Source organism: Saltatorellus ferox (assembly GCA_007751475.1).
GTDB lineage: Bacteria > Planctomycetota > UBA1135 > UBA1135.
Map to the genome: position 1 here is coordinate 6,322,382 of CP036434.1, position 19,377 is coordinate 6,341,758.

A 19,377-nucleotide genomic window follows, 5' to 3' on the forward strand; every position below is an offset into this window, starting at 1 on the left:
ATGGGGACGGCGAGATGCGGTTCGCCGGGGCGCCAGCGTACCGACCGCGCCCCCACGACCCCAGGGGCGGGTGATGACATCCTCCATTCCGGCCCCCTTGGGAGGAATCTCTGGATCTGAAGGTGGAGGAGGCAGGGCGCCACGGGCGTCCCGAAAGGAGGCGAGATCGACAGGATCGGGAGGACCGAGCCGGCAGCTGCAGCCGTTCGCCCCTGGGTCGTGCCTCAAACTGACAGCGCTCACAGGAGAGCAACAGGCAGAAACCCTCGGTCCGTCCCAGGGACGGGTCGTGGCACGGTACGCTCTCTGGGCCTGGACTCCTCTGACGTCCCAGCCATTCGGCCCACCCATCAATTTTCCCCCTCGCTTTCATCCATGAATCATCTCTCTCTCTCGCTCGCAGGTGCCCTCGCTCTAACGAGCAGTGCCGCACTCGCCCAGCAGCCCACCCGTGGCATCATGCCGTTCCACGGCGAGATCACCTACCTCGGAACGATCAACGCCGCCACCGGCGTGATCACGGCCCCCGGCGCCAACGTCGGCCCGGGTCTCGGCGAAGCGATCTACAACAACACCGCTATCCCGCCCCAGGGCTCGTTCTTCTCGAACCAGGGCGCTGCCAAGCTGTTCGATGAGGGCCGTATCCCGAGCACCTCTTCGCCCAACGTCGTGGGTACGCAGGACACCTACATCCTCTCCAGCCTGAGCCTCCAGTACGTCACCAACGCCACGGACCCCAGCCTCGGCGGTATCGGCAACACCATCGAGATCGAGCTCTACGAGAGCTACGCCGCCTGCTCCATCCCGGACGGGTCCAACCCGCCGATCGCCACGATCACTCTCCCGGGTCTTCCGGGCTCCACGACCGGGGGGGCCGCAGGCTTCATCCTGGACGTCGACCTGACCGGTCTCGGCATCTGCATGAAGGCCGACGGCGACGGCGTGTACTCTGACGGCACGAGCGACCTCTTCGGTTGGTCGTTCCACGTGACGGAACTCGCCGACGCGACGGCCGTCGGGCCATTCCTCCGCGGTGACCCCGACAACCAGCCCGCTGGTGACGCCACGGTCTTCCAGAACTCGGGCGCTGCTGCGGGTACGGGCCTCGACACCCAGGACCTGTTCGCGCGCATCAACGTCGACACCACCACCCAGTGCCTGTTCTTCGGCGGCTACCCGGCCAACATCTTCAGCTCCTTCGGGCTCATCCTGCGCAGCGAGCTCTCGGGCGGCTGCATCGGCTGCGGCCAGCAGGACGACGTCTACGAGATGAACGACGACGCGGCCAACGCTGCCGCCATCGGCCTCGGTAGCTACAACCTGGTTTCGGACCTCAACGAAGACTGGTTCAGCTACACCATCTCTCCGAACAGCGAGCTGACGATCGACGCGCTCTTCAGCGATTCGATCTCGGACCTCGACCTTCGCGTGTACGACGCGGCCACGCTCGCGTCGATCGACCAGAGCAACTCCGGCACGGACAACGAGCAGGTCATGGCCGGCAACTGCGGCGGCGCACCGCTCGACGTCGTCATCCAGATCCTGAACTTCAGCCAGGTCTGCAACGAGTACACCCTCGTGCTCACCGAGTCCGCTCTCGTCGCCGACGACGCGTTCGAGGACAACGACAGCTGTGACACCGGCGTGGCCCTTCCGCTCGGCGTCACCCAGGACCTCGTCGTCCGCCCCTACTGCGGTAGCGGCACGACCACCGACGACCAGGACTACTACAACGTCACCCTGATGCCCGGCGAGACCCTCAACGTCGACATCCTGTTCACCGACGCCATCACCGACATCGACTGCCGCCTTCGCGACATCACCGCTGGCTGCCCGGGCATCACGCTCGACACCGGCTTCTCGACGACCGACAACGAAAGCGTCGAGGCCACCAACAACACGGCGGCCCCGATGGTCGTCTCCCTGCTGGTGGACTGGTTCGCTGGCGACGCCAACGGCCAGTACGACATGATCGCCACCGTTGGCGTGAACCAGCTCGGCGAGGTCATCTGCCTCGGCGTGGACAACAGCACCGGCACCGGCGCGCTGCTCACCGCCACGGGTGATCCGTCCGCTGCGGCCAACGACCTGACCCTCGACGTGACGTCGCTTCCCATGAACTCCATGGGCTACTTCATCGTCAGCCAGGAAACGAACGTCGTGACGAACCCCGGCGGCAGCGATGGCAACATCTGCATCGCGAGCCTCATCATCGGTCGCTACGCGGGTAGTGTCCTCAACAGTGGCGCGGCTGGCGCCGTGTCGTTCAGCCCCGACCTGACGTCGATTCCGGTCGCTTCGGGCGGCATGCCGGGCAGCAGCGCTGCGATGGCGGGCGACACCTACAACTTCCAGCTCTGGTACCGCGACATGAGCGGCATGGGTGCGGCGACCTCGAACTTCTCGAGCGCCGTCAGCATCACCTTCCAGTGATCCTGTGAACTGAACTCCTGACGGAGGCGGCCCAGGCCGCTTCCGATCCGGAGCGACCTCGAGGAGCCAGCGTCCCCACCGGGACGCTGGCTCTTTTCGTTGCCCTTCACGCTACGCTGGCGGCATGGAGTCTCCCCCCACCACCCGCCGTGCGCTGGAGATCGGCGCGAGCCTCGGTCTGCTATTCGTCGTCAGTGCGCTTCGCACCACGCGCCAGCAGGACATCTATCGGGAGGACCAGTACGCCACCGAGCTGGTGACGCGGCCCGTGGAGGACGGCTTCACCTTCGCCCCGCCTGGCGCACGCGTGGATCGCAGCATCGACGGGGACCGCGTCGTGCTGGCCGATGCCGAGGGGGGCACCGCGGTGATCCGCGGCCCCGTCACCTTCGCGGGTTCCGCGACCAGCGCGAGCGTCGAGACCCCGGACGGGCGCCTTCAGCTCGTCGTCTGGGACGAGTACGACGGCGAGGTGGAGCACGGCGGCTCCTTCGATGTCCTCGGGGCCTTCTTGCTGGACGGGAAGCCCGAGCCAGCGTTCGTCATCGCCCGCGGGCCGTCCTTCCAGGCACGCCCCACGGTCGCCTTCACGGGGCGACTCGACTCTCCGGGCGAGGCATGGGTGGCATGGGAAGAGGGTCCGGACGGATGGGGCCGCGCCTACCGCAGCGTGGACCAGCAGTGGAACAACGCGACGGACTCCCACGGTCCGCTCCACACCTGGCGCTCCACGAGGCTCGCCCGGATCGAACGAGACGGCTCGGTCACCGAGCACGACGTGCCGATGCCTTCGTTCGAGTTCCAGCGGCTCCAGCCGGACCGCCGCCCGGGCGCCGAGCGCGTCGGCGTGTTCTACGAACGGCCCGAACTCTTCAGCACCGGCGAGGGAGGCCTGTGGCTCGCCTACAGACACGTGCACCAGAGCCAGGCGGGCCTCCAGATCCCCAAGCTGAGCACGCACATCGAACGGGGCTTCGCCGTCCACGTGCGGCTCTTGACGCAGGGCGGCTTCGGCCCGCTCTACAGGATCGACGAGCGCCAGCGCGACGGCGAGCAGCGCATCGAGTTCAGGAGCACGGAGTCAGGGGCCGAGCTGGTGCTGGAGACGGGACGCGCCGATCGCCGCAAGGACGGCCAGTTCCAGGGCGTCCGCACCGCTTCGCTCACCGCCGACACGGGCGACCCGATGCGAGACTTCGTCGTCAGCGCCAAGCGTCCCAGGAGACAGGGCACCCTCGCAGCTCCCGCCTCCGTTCGCCAGCAGATCCGCCCCACCGCCGTGGTAGACGGCCAGCCCTACAGCCTCTTCTTCGGCGACCTCCACCGCCACACCGACCTGTCGCTCTGCTTCCCGTTCTTCGACGGTTCCCTCGACGACGCCTACCGCTACGCCATGGGCCCCGGCGCGCTGGACTTCGTCGCCGTCACCGACCACGCGCGCGACCTCGACCAGGGCAAGGTCGAGAGCCGGCCCTGGCAGCTTCACGTGGCCGCCGCCGACCGCCACCACCTGCCCGGCCGCTTCCTCACCTTCCGCGCCTACGAACGCAGCCAGGCCCACACCGACCACAACGTGCTCGGCCTCACCGAAGGCGCCGACTTCCTGCGCCCCCATCGCCCACCGCTCAAGGACTTCTGGGCCGAGTTCCCCGCGAGCGAGGTCTTCACGATCCCCCACGCGACGGCCGCCGTCCCAGGCCAGCGCTTCTGCGGCGACGTCTGGACGAAGCGCGACGACCTGAAGCGCCCGATCGCCGAGATCTACCAGGCCTTCCGCGACGTCTCCTCGATGACGGAACTCCAGGAGCGCGCGCTCCTCACCGGCCAGAAGCTCGGCTTCATCGCCAGCTCGGATCACCTCGCGACGTCGAGCGCGTACGCGTGCGTCTGGAACCCGGGCGATATCACTGAGCCAGGAAGCCGCGAGTCGCTCTTCCGCTCGCTCCAGTCCCGTCGCTGCTACGGCTCGACGGCCAGGATCGAACTGAAGCTCACGGCCGCGCACGCCGAGGCTCTGGGACCGACCCACTGGATGGGTGAGGACCTCCCGGATGCGCCGGACTACCGAATCGAGGTCTCGGGCCGCGGGTCCGCACCGCTGGAGCGCATCGAGTACTGGTCGAACGGAGAGCTTCTCCACTCGGCTGCCACGGAAGCGGACACCCACTTCGGAGACGAGTTCCTGTGGACGCCGCCCGCCGAGCCGCAGCAGTACCTGTTCGTCCGCGTGATCCAGCGGGACGGCGAGCAAGCCTGGTCGTCACCGTTCTTCGTTCGCTGGGACAGCGTGACGTCCGGAGAGTGACGCCGCGCTGAGCCGCCGTCAGGCGATCTCGGCCGGGTACGAGAACCAGCGCAGCTGCTCGAAGTCCGCCGTCGTCGTCGGGCACTCCACCGGCGGATCCGTACTGGCGCAAAGCTCATCGATCAGCTTCCGCGCGTGCTCCAGGTGCTCGGGCAGTGAGATGTCCTGGCAACGGCCCGCGTCACAGCGATAGGCCATATCGCCGCTCTCGTAGCTGATGTCGTTCAGCGAGAGCGGAGGCGTCGCGATTCCGGCGCGATGGCGCCAGAGGCCCGACTCCGGGAAGAACTTGTAGTGACGCAGGAGCCTGGGCCCGTGCTCGGCCACCATCTCGATCGCCGAGAGGATGTACTCGAAGGTCTCGTCGTCGATGAAGTAGTTGAAGTTGACGCGCACCCAGCCCGGCTTGATGCCCTCGGAGCCGCGACTGATCTCGCGCCCGAAGGACTGCGAGCGCTCGAGGTCGATGCCGAGCAGGCGGTGGCCGTAGGGCCCGGCACAGGAGCACCCGCCGCGCGCCTGGATCCCGAAGAGGTCGTTCAGCACCGCCACCACGAAGTTGTGGTGCAGGAAGCGCTCGCCCTCGGCGCCGTGCTCACGCACGACGAAGGAAACGATGGAGAGGCGGTTGGCGTCCCGGCTGCCGAGGATATCGATGCAGGGATGGCTGCTCCAGCGCTCGATCGCGGTGCGAATGAAGCGATGCTCGCGCGCCTCGATGGTGTCGATGCCCACGGCTTGCTTCAGCTGGAACACGAGGCCCGCGCGGATCGCTCCGACGATGTCGGGGGTGCCGCCTTCCTCGCGGTGCTCGACGTGCGGAAGGTAGTCGTGGTTCTCGGGGTTCACGTAGGCGACGGTGCCGCCGCCCGGGATGGCCGGGACACGATTCTTGCAGAGCTCCAGCCGCACGACGAGGAGACCGGGCGTGCCCGGCCCGCCGATGAACTTGTGCGGTGAGACGTAGACCGCGTCGAGGTAGCCGGGGCCGTCCTCGGCCGAGCCCATGTCGATCTTGACGTAAGGCGCAGCCGCCGCGTAGTCCCAGAATGCCAGCGCGCCATGGCGATGAAGCAGCGTCGAGATCGCCGCGGTATCGGTGATGATTCCCGTCACGTTGGAGGCGGCCGAGAACGAGCCGATGATCTGCGGGCGATCCCGGTACTCCTCCAGCTTCGCCTCCAGGATCGCCATGTCGATGTGACCGTCGGCGTCCTCGGGGATCACCACGACGTCGGCGATGGACTCGCGCCAGGGGAGTTCGTTCGAGTGGTGCTCGTAGGGACCGACGAACACGACCGGACGCTCGTGGGCCGGGATCTGCTCGCTCAAGCGGTAGCGATCCTCGAGATTCGACGGAATCCGGATGCCGAGGATCCCGACGAGACGGTCGATGGCGCCCGTGGTGCCGCTGCCGCAGAAGAGCACGGCGTGCTCCTTCGTCGCACCGACGCAGCGGGCGATGATCGAGCGCGCGTCCTCGCGGAAGCGCTGGGTCTGGAGACCGGTCCCGGAGGACTCCGTGTGGGTGTTGGCGTAAAGCGGCAGCACGCGGTTCCGGATGTAATCCTCGACGAAGGTCAGCGCACGCCCCGAAGCGGTGTAGTCGGCGTAGACGACGGGACGGGGACCGAACGGGCCGGGGACGCTCTCGGCGCCGCCGATCACGGAGTCGCGGATGGTCTCGATGATGTCAGGCATGACGGACCATTGTCCATTCTTCGCCAGCGTGGCGCCAGTGGCGCCACGTCATCCCACCCACATCCTCGGTCCCCGGACAGCCCCCGTCGGCCGAGACGGTGACCTACGCACTTCGGCCAGCTGGAACGGATCCGCAGGACGCTCAGAATGGCACTGCCCTTTCGTCGGCACCTGAGGACCGCCCCGGGAGCCACAGCTTCGTCCGCATCGACCCCATGAGACATATTCTCCTCCCACTCGCCCTCCTGGCCGCCGCCGGCACCTCCCCAGGCCAGGACGCCGAGCGCGCCTCCCACGGCCTCGGAGCCGCCGCGCCCCAGATCTCGTTCGAAGAGCAGCACGGCGACTTCATCGTCCGCCAGTATCAGCTGGGCTGCCTGTCGCAGCTGACCTACTTGCTCGGCTCCGGCAACGAAGCCGCGATCGTCGACCCCCAGCGCGATGTGACGCACTACGAGGAAGACGCGGATGCCCTGGGCCTGGACATCAAGTGGGTCATCCTCACCCACACGAACGCCGACTTCGTCGCAGGTCACACCGAGCTCGCTCGACGCTACGACGCCACGATTCTGATCAGCGGAGAGAGCGGCTCGCTCTTCGAGCATGATGCCCTCCAGGACGGCGACCGGCGCCCGCTCGGCGACGTCGAGCTGGAGTTCTGGGCCACCCCCGGACACACGCTCGACAGCATGACCACGCTCGTCCACCTCCCGGGCGTCTCCCCCGATCCGGCGTACATCATCACGGGCGACACGCTCTTCATCGGCGGGATCGGCAGGCCCGACCTCGTCGGTGGCGAAATCACCCCGAGCGTGCTCGCGGGCCGCGCCTTCGACACCATGCAGCGGTTCAAGACGCTGCCCGACGCCACAAAAATTCTTCCCGGGCATGGCGCAGGATCGCTTTGCGGCGCTCACCTCTCCCCGGAGACGGTTTCCACCGTGGGCGCCGAGCGCGCGACCAATCCGTACCTTCAGATCGAGAGCCGCACGGCCTTCATCTCACGCGTGATCACCGGCCTACCGGTCGCACCGAAGTACTTCGCGTTCAACGTGAACCTCAACCGGACCGGCCCGCCGGCGGTGGACTGGAAAGACGAGATGCCGCCCTCTCTCGCGCCCGATGAAGTCGCGAAGCGCGCCCAGGACGGCGCCTGGTTGATCGACCTGCGCGGCGCGAAGGAGTACGCGAATGGACACATCTCCGGCGCGGTCAATATCGACGTACGCGGACGCATCGACACTTGGACAGGAATCGCGGTGCCCTTCGAAGCGGACCTACTTCTGGTGGGCGACGACGATCTCGTGAAGGAAGCGGCCTTTCGCTTCCGTCGCATCGGTCTCGACCATCTGGGCGGCTACCTCGCGGGTGGCATGGACGCGTGGAAGAGCGCCGGACAGCCCGTTCGCAGGAGCGAGCTGATCGACCCCGCCGAGCTGGCAGCCAGGATCGCAGCGGGCACCGAGCCGGTCCTCGTCGACGTGCGCACGCCCACCGAGTACGAGGAGCTCCGCGTGGGCGACTACGCGAACCTGCCGGTGAGCGACGCGGCTGCGTTCGGGCGGGTGCTCGACAGGACGCAGCCCGTGACCTTCCTCTGCAATTCCGCGTACCGGAGCAGCATGGCCGTCGGCCTCGCCGAGCGCCAGGGATTCGAGAACGTCAGCAGCCTGGACGGCGGCCTCGACGCCTGGCTCGATGCGGGCCTTCCGGTGATCGGGACGATGAGCGAGGAGACCGACGTTTCTACCGCCATGGCGGGGCCGACGACGAACAGCGTTCCCGGCGCTGGATCCCCCATGATCCTCCCCGAGCCGATGGAACCCGGGGCCGTCGCGCGCGCGATGATGGACCAGCCGCAGCTCTACCGCATCATCGATATTCGCCCGAGCTGGCAGTTCGACGAGTACCACATCGCCGGCGCCTCGAACGTGGCCCCCGCAGCCGTCGAGGCATTCATACTCGGGCTGCCCGCCGGGGTTCGTGCGATCCTCGTGGACCGAGACGGAACGACCGCCTTCGCCGTCGCCGGGCTCCTGCAGGGAAGCGCCGCAGGCGAGACGCACTCACTCCGGGCCATGATCGGCGGCACCGCCGCGTACTTCCGCGAGGTCGAACTCGGCGAGAGCGCGCTGCGCGGTGCCGTGGGTTCGTCGCCGATGCCGACCTCGGCCCCCGCTGCCGATTCGGCCAGCGCTTCGCCCGCAGCACCAGCTCCCGCCGCCTCCGCCAAGAAACCCCAGAGCAAGCGCCGCAGCGCTGGATGCTGAGATGAGCATCGAAACCACCCTGGAGCCGCCCGTCCGCCGCGGCCCGCTCGACGAGGACGTTCCCGGTGCGGAACGCGTCTGGAACCCCTACCTGGTCGGTGTCGGCCTCGGCCTGACTCTCCTCACCTCGTTCGTCGTGCTCGGTGCAGGACTCGGCGCCTCCGGCTCGGTCGCGCGCGGATCGGCCTGGCTCGCTCACCTCTTCGCGCCAGAAGCCGTGGAGGGTAACGCCTACCTCGGCCCCTGGTTCTCGGCGGGCTCTCCGCTCCGCTACTACCTCGTCTTCATGGGGCTCGGCACATTCGCAGGCGGACTCACGTCCGCGTGGGCTGCGAATCGGATTCGCCCCGGCGTCGAACGCGGGCCGCGCGCGTCGATCCTCCTGCGCCTCGTCCTCGCTCTACTGGGCGGACTCGCAGCTGGCTTCGCCAGTCGCGTCGCCGCAGGCTGCACGTCGGGCCAGGCACTTACCGGCGGCGCGCTCTTTCTCACGGGTAGCTGGGCGTTCTTCCTGGCCTTCTTCGGCGGCGCATTCCTGCTCGCCTGGTTCGTACGCAAGGAATGGTCCTGATGGAAACTCTCTTCTCCCAGGGGCTGCTCGGCACGCCCGAGGGCCTTGCGATCTCCGGACTCGTCGGGCTCGCGTTCGGTTTCTGGCTGGAGCGCGCGGGCTTCGGCAGCAGCCGGCGGCTGACTGACATCTTCTACTTCCGAGACTTCGCGGTGTTCCAGGTCATGTTCACGGCCGTCGTGACCGCGTCGGCCGGGCTCTTCGGGCTGTCGGCCCTCGGCCTCGTGGACATCGACTCGATCTATCGCATGGAGACGTTTCTCTGGCCACAGATCGCGGGCGGAGCGGTGCTCGGCGCGGGCTTCGTCGTCGGAGGCTGGTGTCCAGGCACGGCGTTCGTCGGGCTGGCCTCGGGCAAGCTCGATGCGCTGGTGTTCTTACTCGGCGTCGGCGGTGGCATCCTCGCGTACTCGGGGTTCCACACGGACCTCGTCGAGTTCAACGCGTCGGGAGACCGCGGCCTTTCGACCTTGCCGGATCTCTTGGGGCTCAGCCCGGGTATCACCGTCGGAGCGGTGGCCGCGGTGGCGCTCGTCTGCTTCAAGGCGATCTCCGTGTTCATGAAGAGCCGCAGCGCGGCGGAGCCGCAAGCATGAGTTCCAGCAGCACGCGCGCCAGCCTCGGCGCCATCGGCCTCACTGCGACCTGTCTCGCCTTCGGCGTCTTCTGGGCCCAGTCTCCCCGCGATGAATCTCTTTCCTCCGGAGCGGCCGACCCAGGGTCAACCAGCCCCTGGCCTGCCCTCACCGAAGCCGGGGCGGAGCACATCACGCCGAGCACACTGACGGAGCGGCTCTTGGAAGGTCCGGAAGAGCTGGTTCTCGTCGACGTTCGACCCGCCGCGGAGTACGCGGCGTTCCATCTGCCCGGCGCGCATTCCCTCGACCTAGTGGCGCTCCTCGGTGCGGAGGGCGAGGCCTTGCTCGAGGCCAGCGCAGGACGCACCGTCGTGCTCTACTCCAACGGCATGGTGCACCCGGCCCAGGCATGGGTCGAACTGTCGATGCGGGGGTACGGGGACGTGCGCGTGCTGGAAGGCGGACTCGCGCAGCTCCGAGACGAGGTCCTGACGCCCCCCAGCCTGCGCCCGGGCTACGGTGAAGCACGGGCGCGTCGGGAAGCGAGCGACTTCCGCGCGGCCAGGGAACTCTACTTCGGCCCGGCGGTGCCCGCGTTCGAACGGTACGCGACGGATCCGGTCGCGCTGAGTTCTCCCACGGTGGTCTCGACCGCCTGGGTCGAGCGGCGTGGCGGCGCCATCGTCGTCCTCGATGCACGGAAGCCCGAAGCCGAGTACCTCGAAGGCCACCTGCCAGGCGCCGTGCACATGCCGATCACGGCGACCCGTGGCTCCGAGGGACCGCTCGACCACCTGCTGCCGCCCGCCGAGCTGGCGGCCGTGTTCGGCGCAGCGGGGATCGACGAGAACGACGAGGTCGTCGTCTACTCGGGCTCGAAGATGCAGGACGCGACGCATCTCGTGCTCGCGCTGCGAAGCCTCGGCCATGAACGCGTGGCGCTCATGGAAGGTGGGATCGGCGCATGGGTCGAGGAAGGTCGCGCCACCGCCACCGGAAAGGTGACTCGTCCCACCACCGAGTACTCCCCGAGGGCGACGCTCCCGCGCATCGCCTCGGACCTGGAGTCGGTGAGCGAGGCGAGCCGCACGGGGAACGCGCTGATCGTCGACAGTCGGCCCGCGGTGAACTTCAGCGGCGCGGAGGACAAGACCGAGGCGCGAGCGGGCCACGTTCCGCGCGCGCTGCACCGCGCGGTGGCCATGGACGTCGCGAAGGTCAACGGCGGCGTCTACTTTCGCCCACGAGCGGAGATCTTGGCGGGGTATGAAGCGCTCGGGGTCACGCCGGACGTTCCGACGATCTCCATGTGCCGAACCGGCCACCAGGCGAGCCAGACCTGGTTCCTGCTGCACGAGGTCCTGGGCTTCGGACCGGTGACCTGGTACGACGGTTCGTGGCAGGAATGGGCGCGCCACGACGAGCTCCCCCTGGAAACCTCTCTGGAAAACTGAGGCCTGCCGGCGGGCATCCCGCGCGCGAGCCCATGGGAGGAGCGAGCCGTCGCTCAGCTGGCATTCAGCCAGCATTCAGCGGACGCTTATCCATGCTTGGCGCACTGAGCGCGGCGCGGTGGCCCTTTCGCCTCCGCGCTCTCGCCTTCACGGAGTCCCCATGGCCCTGTTCATCGAGCAGCACCAAGTTGCGCTCAGCCTGTTCCTCCTGTTCGGGATCTTCATCGGCTTTGCGCTCGACCGGATTCCGGCGTCGGGCGTGGCCGTGATCGGGGCCGCAGCCTTCCTGGCGTTCGGCTTCGTCACGCGCGAGAACGCGCTCGCCGTCTTTTCCAACGACGCCGCTCTCACGGTGGCCGCCATGCTCGTGCTCTCGGCGGCTCTGGTCGGCACCGGGACGCTGGAGGCGATCTCGGGCAAGATCCTGCTGCTCGTCCGGGTCAGCCCGATGAGCGCGATCGCGCTGCTCCTCGGCATGGCGCTCGTCGGATCCGCGTTCATGAACAGCACGCCGATCGTCGCGATCATGATCCCACTGGCGATGACGCTCGCCAACGCACTCGGGATCACGCCGAAGCGCCTCCTGATCCCGCTCTCCTACATGGCGATCCTGGGCGGGACGTGCACGCTCCTCGGGACCTCGACGAACCTGATCGTCAACGGTCTGGCGGTGCAGGCAGGGCTGCCCTCGTTCGGCATCTTCGAGATCACCCTGATCGGGCTGATTTCCGCCGTCACGGGCGCGCTGTTCCTGGCGCTGTTCGGGAAGCACCTCCTTCCGTCGGAGATCGCGCCGGGGGGGGCTGCTCTGGAGGAGAAGTCCGACATCTTGACCACGGTGAAGATCCGCGACGGCTTCCCGGAGGTCGGAAAACCCTACGCGGACGTCGATCTCTTCGCCCCGAGGGGTGTCAAGTTGGTCTCGGTCACGAGGGGCGCGGCCACCCTGGACGCCCACGATCCCGAGACGGTCGTGACCCTGGGCGATCGCGTCACGCTGCGGGTGACGTCCAAGGAGCTCGCGACTCTCCTGCCCAAGCCCGAACTCGAAATGGGCACGCGGGTAAGGATCGAATCGAACGAGGAGAAGGTCGTCAAGCGTGCCACGATCGGCGTGGGCTGCCAGGCGGTGGGCAAGCGGATCCAGGAGGCTGACTTCATGTCCCGCCACCCGGTCACGACGCTCGGCGTGCGCCGCAGGCAGAACCTCGCGGGGCCCGACTTTCGGTCGCTTCGCTACAAGGCGGGCGACCAGGTCTGGCTCCACGGATCCGAGGAAGTGCTCGCGGCGGTCGCCTCGGACGCGAGCCTCATCTTCTCCAACACTCCGGCGGCGAAGCCGTTCAAGCGGGGCCACGCGACGCTCGCGATCGGCACGCTGGCGACGATCGTCCTCACGGCCGCGTTCGGCTGGCTGCCGCTCGTCGTCGCCGCGTTCCTCGGCATCGCGCTGCTGCTCGTGACCGGGGGGCTGGACACCGAGGACGCCTGGGAAGCGGTCAACCTCGACGTCCTGATCCTCATCTTCGCGATGCTGATCGTCGGGACGGGCCTCCAGAACACGGGCGCGGTCGATGCGGTCGTGAACGGCAGTATGCCGATGCTGCGCGCGCTTTCGCCGATCGGCGTGATCGTCGTGATCTACGCGCTGACGTCGTGCCTGACCGAGGTCGTCACGAACAACGGCGTGGCCGTCATCATGACGCCCATGGCGATCGGGCTCGCGGAGCCGCTGGAGATCCCGGCCCGCGCGCTCGTTCTGACGGTGATGCTGGCCTCGAGCGCGAGCTTCGCCACGCCCATCGGCTACCAGACGAACACCCTGGTCCACGTCGCGGGCCAGTACACCTTCGCCGAATTCATGAGGATCGGCGTCCCCATGAACCTGGTGGTCGGAGCGGCGTCGTGCGGAACGCTCTGGGCAATCTATCTCCGGTGACGCTGACCCGAAGGCAGAGTCCTGCTACCGTGGCCAGCCATGGGGACTTCACTTCGCCCGCTTTCGGCGATCGCCGCGCTGGCGCTCGCGTCCTGTGCTTCGACGTCTGGTCACCCGATCGAGCAGCAGCGCGAGGTCGTCTACAGGTCCGCTGGCGACACCGAGCTACGGCTGCACGTCTTCTCACCCCCGGGTCACCGCTCTGGGGACTCGAGAGGCGCGATCGTCTTCTTCTTCGGCGGCGGCTGGAGATCAGGTACACCCACGCAGTTCTTCCCGCACTGTGAGCACCTCGCCGAACGGGGCATGGTGGCCATGAGCGCCGAGTACCGCGTCGAATCGCGCGATGGAACGACGCCGGTGGAATGCGTGCAGGATGGCCGAGCCGCGGTGCGCTGGATTCGTGAGCACGCGCGAGCGCTCGGAGTCGATCCAGCCCGGGTCGCAGCGGGCGGCGGCTCCGCCGGCGGTCACGTGGCCGCCGCGACCGCCACCGTCGTGGCCTTCGAGAGCGAAGCCGAGAGCCCACGGACCCGCTGCGTCCCTGACGCCCTCGTCCTGTTCAATCCCGTCTTCGACAACGGGCCGGAAGGCTACGGCTACGACCGCGTGAAGGACTACTGGCAGGATATCTCTCCGCTGCACAACCTCGATGCGGGGACGCCTCCCACGATCGTCTTCCTCGGAACCCAGGATCGCCTGATCCCGGTAGCGACCGCCGAGGCCTACCGGGCCAGGATGGAGGCGCTGGGTGGACGGTGCGACCTCCACCTGTACGAAGGCAAGGGGCACGGCTTCTTCAACGAGAGCAGCAGCCCGGAGAGCTTTGTCGACACGGTCGCGAAGATGGACGCGTTTCTGGACTCGCTGGGGTTTCTCGAGCTGGAGCCCTGAGCCTGGTAGCGCCCACCTTCCCTCAACGGATCCCTTCGAACCAGGCAGCGAAGGCGAGGTCGAGCGCGGCCGCCAGCAGGAGCGTGTGGCCCTGATCCTCCAGGGACTCGAAGCGAACGGGGCGGCCGGCCCTGGCAGCCTTTTCCGCGGCGGCTTTCACTCCCCCGAAGGACACGATCCGATCGAGCGTCCCTGCGAGCACGAGCATCGGCAGGTCCCCCGACTGGGTGGCCCGGTATCCCGCGATGCAGCACGCAGCGGTGATCGAATCACGCGCCTTCTCGGCCAGCCCGGCGGTCGCCATCGCCCCCATCGAATGGCCCAGGACGTAGACGCGGCTCCGGTCGATGTCATAGGAACGCTCGATGCCCGCCAGCAGCGAGGCGAAGGGCTTCGCCGAGAACAGGAAGTCCGTGGTGAAGGGCGCCACGACGAGGCAGCCGTGCCGATCGGCAAGCTCTTTGATGCGTCCATCACCGCCCAGCTCGAACATGAAGCTCTCGTCGCCGCCCGCGCCGTGGAGCGCGACGACCAGAGGTATCCCCTTGGCGGGAGCTGATTCGGGGCAGTAAACGCGCGCGACGAGATCGCGCCGACCGTGGACGAACGTACGCCAGTGATCACCGCGCCGATCGAGGAACGGATCCAGGCCCTTTTCCAGGGCCGCGACGTCACGCTTCAGTGCGGCTTCGAACGCAGGAACGTCGATCAGGAACTCGGCACTCCTCTCCGGTGAAGGGTCCTCCCACTTCAGCTCCAGGCGAGAACGAACCGCGCGAACGGCGTGCTCGGGGGCGTCCCCGAGGCCGTCGAGTGTGCGGAGCAGCGATTGACGAAGCATGCCTCCGCCGATCTTTTCGGTGGTCTCTTCGGGCTTCGAGGCGTCGGCGGACTCGAGCACGCCGAGCCCTCGATCGAGCGCTTCGAGTTCGGCCCTGGCGTCCACGAGATTCAGCTGAAAAAACAGCCCGGTCGCGCGATCGAAGGCGAGGTTCGTGGCGGCCAGCGCGCTCCGCTCCTCGCTCGCGGGCAGCCGTCTCCCCGCCGCGAACTTCGCGTCGATGCTCTGCACGATGTGAGCGAGAGCCTGCCGCGTGACCCGGGGCGGGGGCGTCGGCGCCGTCTGCTCCGGGACTTCCTGGGCCGTACTCGCCACGGAGATGGCGAGGGCCAGGAGGAGAGAAGCGGCACCTTGGCGTCGAGAACGGGTGGTATTCATGGGGTCATGGGGTGGTTCGGGGGGGAAGGGTGCCGGGGGAAGCGAAGCGACTCGTCGCGTTTCGGGGCAGCGCGGCTCACCGGGAGACGCCCCCCATCGACAACCCTCGCCAACCCACGGGCAAACCCTCAATTCTCTGAGCAAGCGTGCTCGATGGGGACGTATGCGCTCTCAAAACACCACTCTCGCGTCCATTCTGCCTCGGCTCGCACTGGGCCTGTCACTCGCTCTCCTCACCCAAGGGTGCCACGACAGCCACTCGAGTTCCTCTCCGGCGAGTCTTTACTACCTGAGCTATCACGGCAATGGAGGCGGCGGAACGGCCCCTGACTACGTGCCCCTGACGGAGGGGCAGACGATGGCCGTGGCGCCGGCGACCCACCTCACCTTCACGAACCGCGCGTTCGAAGGCTGGAACACGAACCCGGCCGGCAACGGCGAGGACTATGCCGTCGGCGATATGTTCACGATGGGAACCGAGGACATGGTTCTCTACGCCCAGTGGAGTCCTGTCACCTACGGGGTGACCTACGATGACAACGGAAGCGACGGCGGCATGACGCCTGTGGACTCGGCTCGCTACGGAGTCGGGGCCTCTGTCACGGTCCTGTCCGAAGCCTCACTGGCTCTCACGGACCACGACTTCGCCGGCTGGAACACCGAGGCCGCGGGGAGCGGCCTCTCCTACGATGCCGGTGACACCTTCAGCATGCCCGCCTCCGACGTCACGCTCTACGCCCAATGGGTGGCCGTTGCCATGGTCAGCGCCCAGCCGGGCGATGGGCAGTCGTCGCTCACGTGGAGCCCCGTCGTGGGCGCGACCGACTACAACGTCTATTACCACACCTCGGACGATCTCCTCTCGGCCAGCCTCTGGAACGCATCCGTGGGGCTCATCAGCGCCGAGGCGGCCACGGTCCACGGATTGTCGAACGCGACGCCGTACTACTTCTGGATCACGGCCAACACGCCGAGCGGAGAGGTACCCGTCAACGCCAACGCCGTGGTCGCCACACCGGACAGCGGGATCTTTTCCCCGTCGGTCTCGGAGATTCAGCCCGGTGAAAACGCCCTGGAGGTCTCCCTCGACAAGGTCGTCACCATCCGATTCAACGCCCTCCTGAACGCGGCCACCATCAACGATACGAACGTCTCCGTCACGGTGGGCGGCGTCCCGGTGGACCTGGTTCTCGCGGTCAACGTCACCGGTGATACGATCGAGATTCAGCCTCTGGCTGGAAGCTGGGCGGACGGGGCGACCCACGTCGTCTCGTTGAGCAGCCAGATTGCGGACCAGGGTGGCGCGACGCTGCCGGCCGACTACTCCTTCCAGTTCACCACCCTGAGCTCCGCCTCCCTGGTGGGACGTTGGATCTTCGACAACTCGTCCGTCGACGTGTCCGGGAATGGCGCGCATGCTTCGGCGACCAACGTCAGCTACGACGCACTGTCCAGGCATCAGGGAACCCACTCCGTCAGCTTGACCGCGCCTTCCTCGGTGAGCATCGGCGCGCTCGACCTCGGCCAGGAGTTCAGCTACACCGCCTGGATCAACCTCAGCAACAGCGTCAACAACATCCAGACGCTGTTCGCCAACGCCGCAAGCAACGTCCAGACGTCCGGGATCAAGGTCCACGTCAACTCCTGGAACACCAACAACCGAGCGGTGGTGATCGAATGCGGAATCGGCTCCACCGGAGTGAAGCTCCAGACGGACACCGGCATCATCCAGTCGGGCAACTGGTACCACGTCGCCGTCACGGTCGATCGGACCGCGGGCGAGGCCAAGATCTACTTCAACGGCGCTCTGGCCCCGACCTACGTGGGCGGCTCGCTGTCGAACAGCATCCTGACCGACTTCCAGAATCAGTCGACGGTGTACCTCAACGAGTTTGCCGACGGCGGCTGGAACTACAACGGCCTCCAGGATGACGTCCGGATCTACAACCGCATCTTGACGGCTGCCGAGATCGCCAACATCGCGAACGAGAACTGACCCTACCATTGGGGTTTGGCGCAACGCCGCGAGCGCGGATCCTGGCGGTGCTCGCGGAATCGCATTCTGTGGCGCAGGCTAGGGTGAGACGGTGTCCCCCTGCGTCGGAGACTCCAGTCGTCTCGTCCTCGATCGATGACGTCAGGCGCCAGCGCTCGACCCCTCGGGGTGGAAGCGACCGTCGGTGATCCCCGCGGACGGGTACCCTGTCTAGCACTCGCCTCCCCCCTTCGGTTCGCTTCCCATGAATGACTCTTCTACGGCCAGACCCACGGCCATCACCGACGCAGGTGGGCGCCCAGGCCTGGAACTCCGCGGCCCCGGTGGATGCGTGCGCATGACCCTGCTCGGGGCCCACGTGCAGAGCTGGATCCACCCCGAGCACGGCGAGGTTCTGTTCATGAGCGCCGACGCCAGCTACGCCGAACGTGCGGCGAGCCGCGGAGGCATTCCGCTGGTCTTCCCCTGGTTCGGCGCGCACGCCGAGCGAAAGGACGCGCCGGCCCACGGGTTCGCGCGCATCCAGCCCTTTGAGGTGGCAGCCCAAGGGGACGGCCCTTCGGTCACGCTCCGACTCTCGGACACGGAGGACACGCGCGCGCTCTGGCCCCACGCCTTCCTCGCCGAGCTCACGGTCTCCGTGGCCGAGACGCTGGCGATCACGCTCGCCGTCACGAATACAGGCGATGCCGCGTTCGACTTCGAAGAGGCGCTGCACTCCTACTTCGTCGTGGGCGACGTGCACCGCGCGACCGTCCACGGTCTCGAAGGCGTGCCCCACGTCGAATCGGCGAGCGCGCCGCAGGAGAGCCCGCCCGATCCATCAGAACCGATCGGCTTTTGTGCAGAAACGGACCGCATCTACCAGGGCGTTCCGGATCGTATCGAGCTTCGAGCGAGGGAGCTCGATCGTCGAATCGAACTCGGGACGCGGGGCGCGCGCTCCGCCATCGTCTGGAATCCCTGGATCGCCAAGGCGGCCGCGATGAGCCAGCTCCAGGGCGACGAGTGGCAGCAGTTCGTTTGCGTGGAGAGCGCCAACTGCCGGGAGAATCGTGTGTCCCTGGAGCCTGGCGCGACGCACTCCATGGAGCTCACGCTCCGCGTGAGCTCTCAGTAGCCGCCGGACGCGCCCGACCGGGCCGCCCCCACGATCGCGATCGACGCCGACGCACCGATCCGCGTGGCGCCTGCGTTGAGCATTGCGTTGGCGTCCTCGGTGGTCCGAACGCCGCCCGACGCCTTCACGCCGAGCACCGGACCGACCGCACGGCGCATGAGCGCCACGTCTTCGAGGGTCGCGCCACCCGTGCTGAAACCCGTCGAGGTCTTCACGAAGTCGGCGCCCGCCGCCTTCGCGATCTCCGACGCGCGCACGATCTCGTCCTTCGTGAGGAGGCACGTCTCGAGGATCACCTTGAGCCGCGCGCCGAGGCCGTGGCACGTCGACGCGACCGCGGCGATGTCCGCGTGCACGAGGTTCGTCATGCCCGACTTCATCGCGCCCACGTTCAGGACCATGTCCACCTCGCAGGCGCCGTCCTCGATCGCGCGCCGCGCCTCGTAGGACTTCACCTCGGTCAGGCTTGCACCGAGTGGAAAGCCCACGACGGTGCAGACGAGCACGCCGGACCCCATGAGGATCTCGGCGCAGCGCTTCACCCAGGTGGAGTTGATACATACGGACGCGAAGCGGTGCTCCATGGCCTCGGCGCAGAGCTGGTCGATGTCCGCCGCGGTCGCGTCCGGCTTGAGCAAGGTGTGGTCGATGTGACTCGCCATGTCGCCGAGGCGCGCCGGGTCCGGGCAGCCCTCGGGTGAACAGACGCCGAGGCGACAGGCGCCGGCCACGACGGCTCCGCGCCAGGCGGCGCCGCCCAGCTCGATGTCGAGGCTGAAGCTGCGGGTCCCGCCGTGGATGCGCTCGCCCGCGAGGAGCCGCGCGCCGACCTCCGTCAGGATGTTCTCGAGTTGATCGGCGGCGAGGCCGCTGGCGCCCTGGGAGTGCATCGGTCGA

At 67.7% G+C, this 19,377-nt stretch carries 13 protein-coding genes; 10 read left to right on the forward strand and 3 right to left on the reverse strand.

Annotation, left to right across the window (positions count from 1 at the left end; genetic code table 11):
• Positions 1–375: 375 nt before the first annotated feature.
• Positions 376–2,433, forward strand: a complete 2,058-nt coding sequence (locus tag Poly30_RS22870) for a hypothetical protein (RefSeq protein ID WP_145202952.1) — start codon at positions 376–378, stop codon at positions 2,431–2,433.
• Positions 2,434–2,557: 124 nt separating this feature from the next.
• Positions 2,558–4,738, forward strand: coding sequence for a PHP domain-containing protein (locus Poly30_RS22875; protein WP_145202955.1), 2,181 nt, complete (start codon positions 2,558–2,560; stop codon positions 4,736–4,738).
• Between the two features lie 18 nt (positions 4,739–4,756).
• Here Poly30_RS22875 and Poly30_RS22880 read toward each other — a convergent pair whose 3' ends face one another.
• On the reverse strand, positions 4,757–6,439 hold the full coding sequence (locus Poly30_RS22880; protein ID WP_145202958.1) for an aminotransferase class V-fold PLP-dependent enzyme: 1,683 nt from the start codon (positions 6,437–6,439) through the stop codon (positions 4,757–4,759).
• Between the two features lie 215 nt (positions 6,440–6,654).
• Between Poly30_RS22880 and Poly30_RS22885 the strand changes: the two genes are divergently transcribed.
• The 6 genes from Poly30_RS22885 to Poly30_RS22910 all read left to right on the forward strand — a co-directional run bounded on the left by Poly30_RS22885 (position 6,655) and on the right by Poly30_RS22910 (position 14,145).
• Complete coding sequence (locus Poly30_RS22885; RefSeq protein WP_145202961.1) at positions 6,655–8,709, forward strand: MBL fold metallo-hydrolase; 2,055 nt, start codon at positions 6,655–6,657, stop codon at positions 8,707–8,709.
• A 1-nt stretch (position 8,710) separates the two neighbouring features.
• The gene (locus Poly30_RS22890; protein WP_145202964.1) at positions 8,711–9,280 is read left to right on the forward strand and encodes a YeeE/YedE thiosulfate transporter family protein; all 570 of its coding nucleotides are present in this window, start codon (positions 8,711–8,713) and stop codon (positions 9,278–9,280) included.
• Complete coding sequence (locus Poly30_RS22895) at positions 9,280–9,876, forward strand: YeeE/YedE thiosulfate transporter family protein (RefSeq protein ID WP_419190531.1); 597 nt, start codon at positions 9,280–9,282, stop codon at positions 9,874–9,876. Before Poly30_RS22890 ends, Poly30_RS22895 begins: the two co-directional genes overlap by 1 nt.
• Complete coding sequence (locus Poly30_RS22900) at positions 9,873–11,312, forward strand: rhodanese-like domain-containing protein (RefSeq protein WP_145202971.1); 1,440 nt, start codon at positions 9,873–9,875, stop codon at positions 11,310–11,312. The genes Poly30_RS22895 and Poly30_RS22900 overlap by 4 nt, the downstream gene beginning before the upstream one ends.
• A 160-nt stretch (positions 11,313–11,472) precedes the next feature.
• On the forward strand, positions 11,473–13,251 hold the full coding sequence (locus Poly30_RS22905; RefSeq protein WP_145202974.1) for an SLC13 family permease: 1,779 nt from the start codon (positions 11,473–11,475) through the stop codon (positions 13,249–13,251).
• 39 nt (positions 13,252–13,290) lie between these two features.
• On the forward strand, positions 13,291–14,145 hold the full coding sequence (locus tag Poly30_RS22910) for an alpha/beta hydrolase (RefSeq protein ID WP_145202977.1): 855 nt from the start codon (positions 13,291–13,293) through the stop codon (positions 14,143–14,145).
• A gap of 22 nt (positions 14,146–14,167) precedes the next feature.
• Here the strand turns inward: Poly30_RS22910 and Poly30_RS22915 are convergent, their stop codons facing one another.
• Positions 14,168–15,364, reverse strand: coding sequence for a CE1 family esterase (locus Poly30_RS22915; protein ID WP_145202980.1), 1,197 nt, complete (start codon positions 15,362–15,364; stop codon positions 14,168–14,170).
• A 163-nt stretch (positions 15,365–15,527) separates the two neighbouring features.
• Between Poly30_RS22915 and Poly30_RS22920 the strand changes: the two genes are divergently transcribed.
• Positions 15,528–17,360, forward strand: a complete 1,833-nt coding sequence (locus tag Poly30_RS22920; RefSeq protein WP_419190532.1) for a LamG-like jellyroll fold domain-containing protein — start codon at positions 15,528–15,530, stop codon at positions 17,358–17,360.
• 244 nt (positions 17,361–17,604) lie between these two features.
• Positions 17,605–18,480: a D-hexose-6-phosphate mutarotase gene (locus Poly30_RS22925; RefSeq protein WP_145202986.1), complete on the forward strand. Its 876-nt coding sequence runs from the start codon at positions 17,605–17,607 to the stop codon at positions 18,478–18,480.
• Here Poly30_RS22925 and deoC read toward each other — a convergent pair.
• A complete protein-coding gene (deoC, locus tag Poly30_RS22930) occupies positions 18,474–19,142 on the reverse strand; it encodes a deoxyribose-phosphate aldolase (RefSeq protein ID WP_145206367.1) in 669 nt (222 codons plus the stop codon). The two genes, Poly30_RS22925 and deoC, sit on opposite strands and share 7 nt — an antisense overlap.
• Positions 19,143–19,377 lie beyond the last annotated feature (235 nt).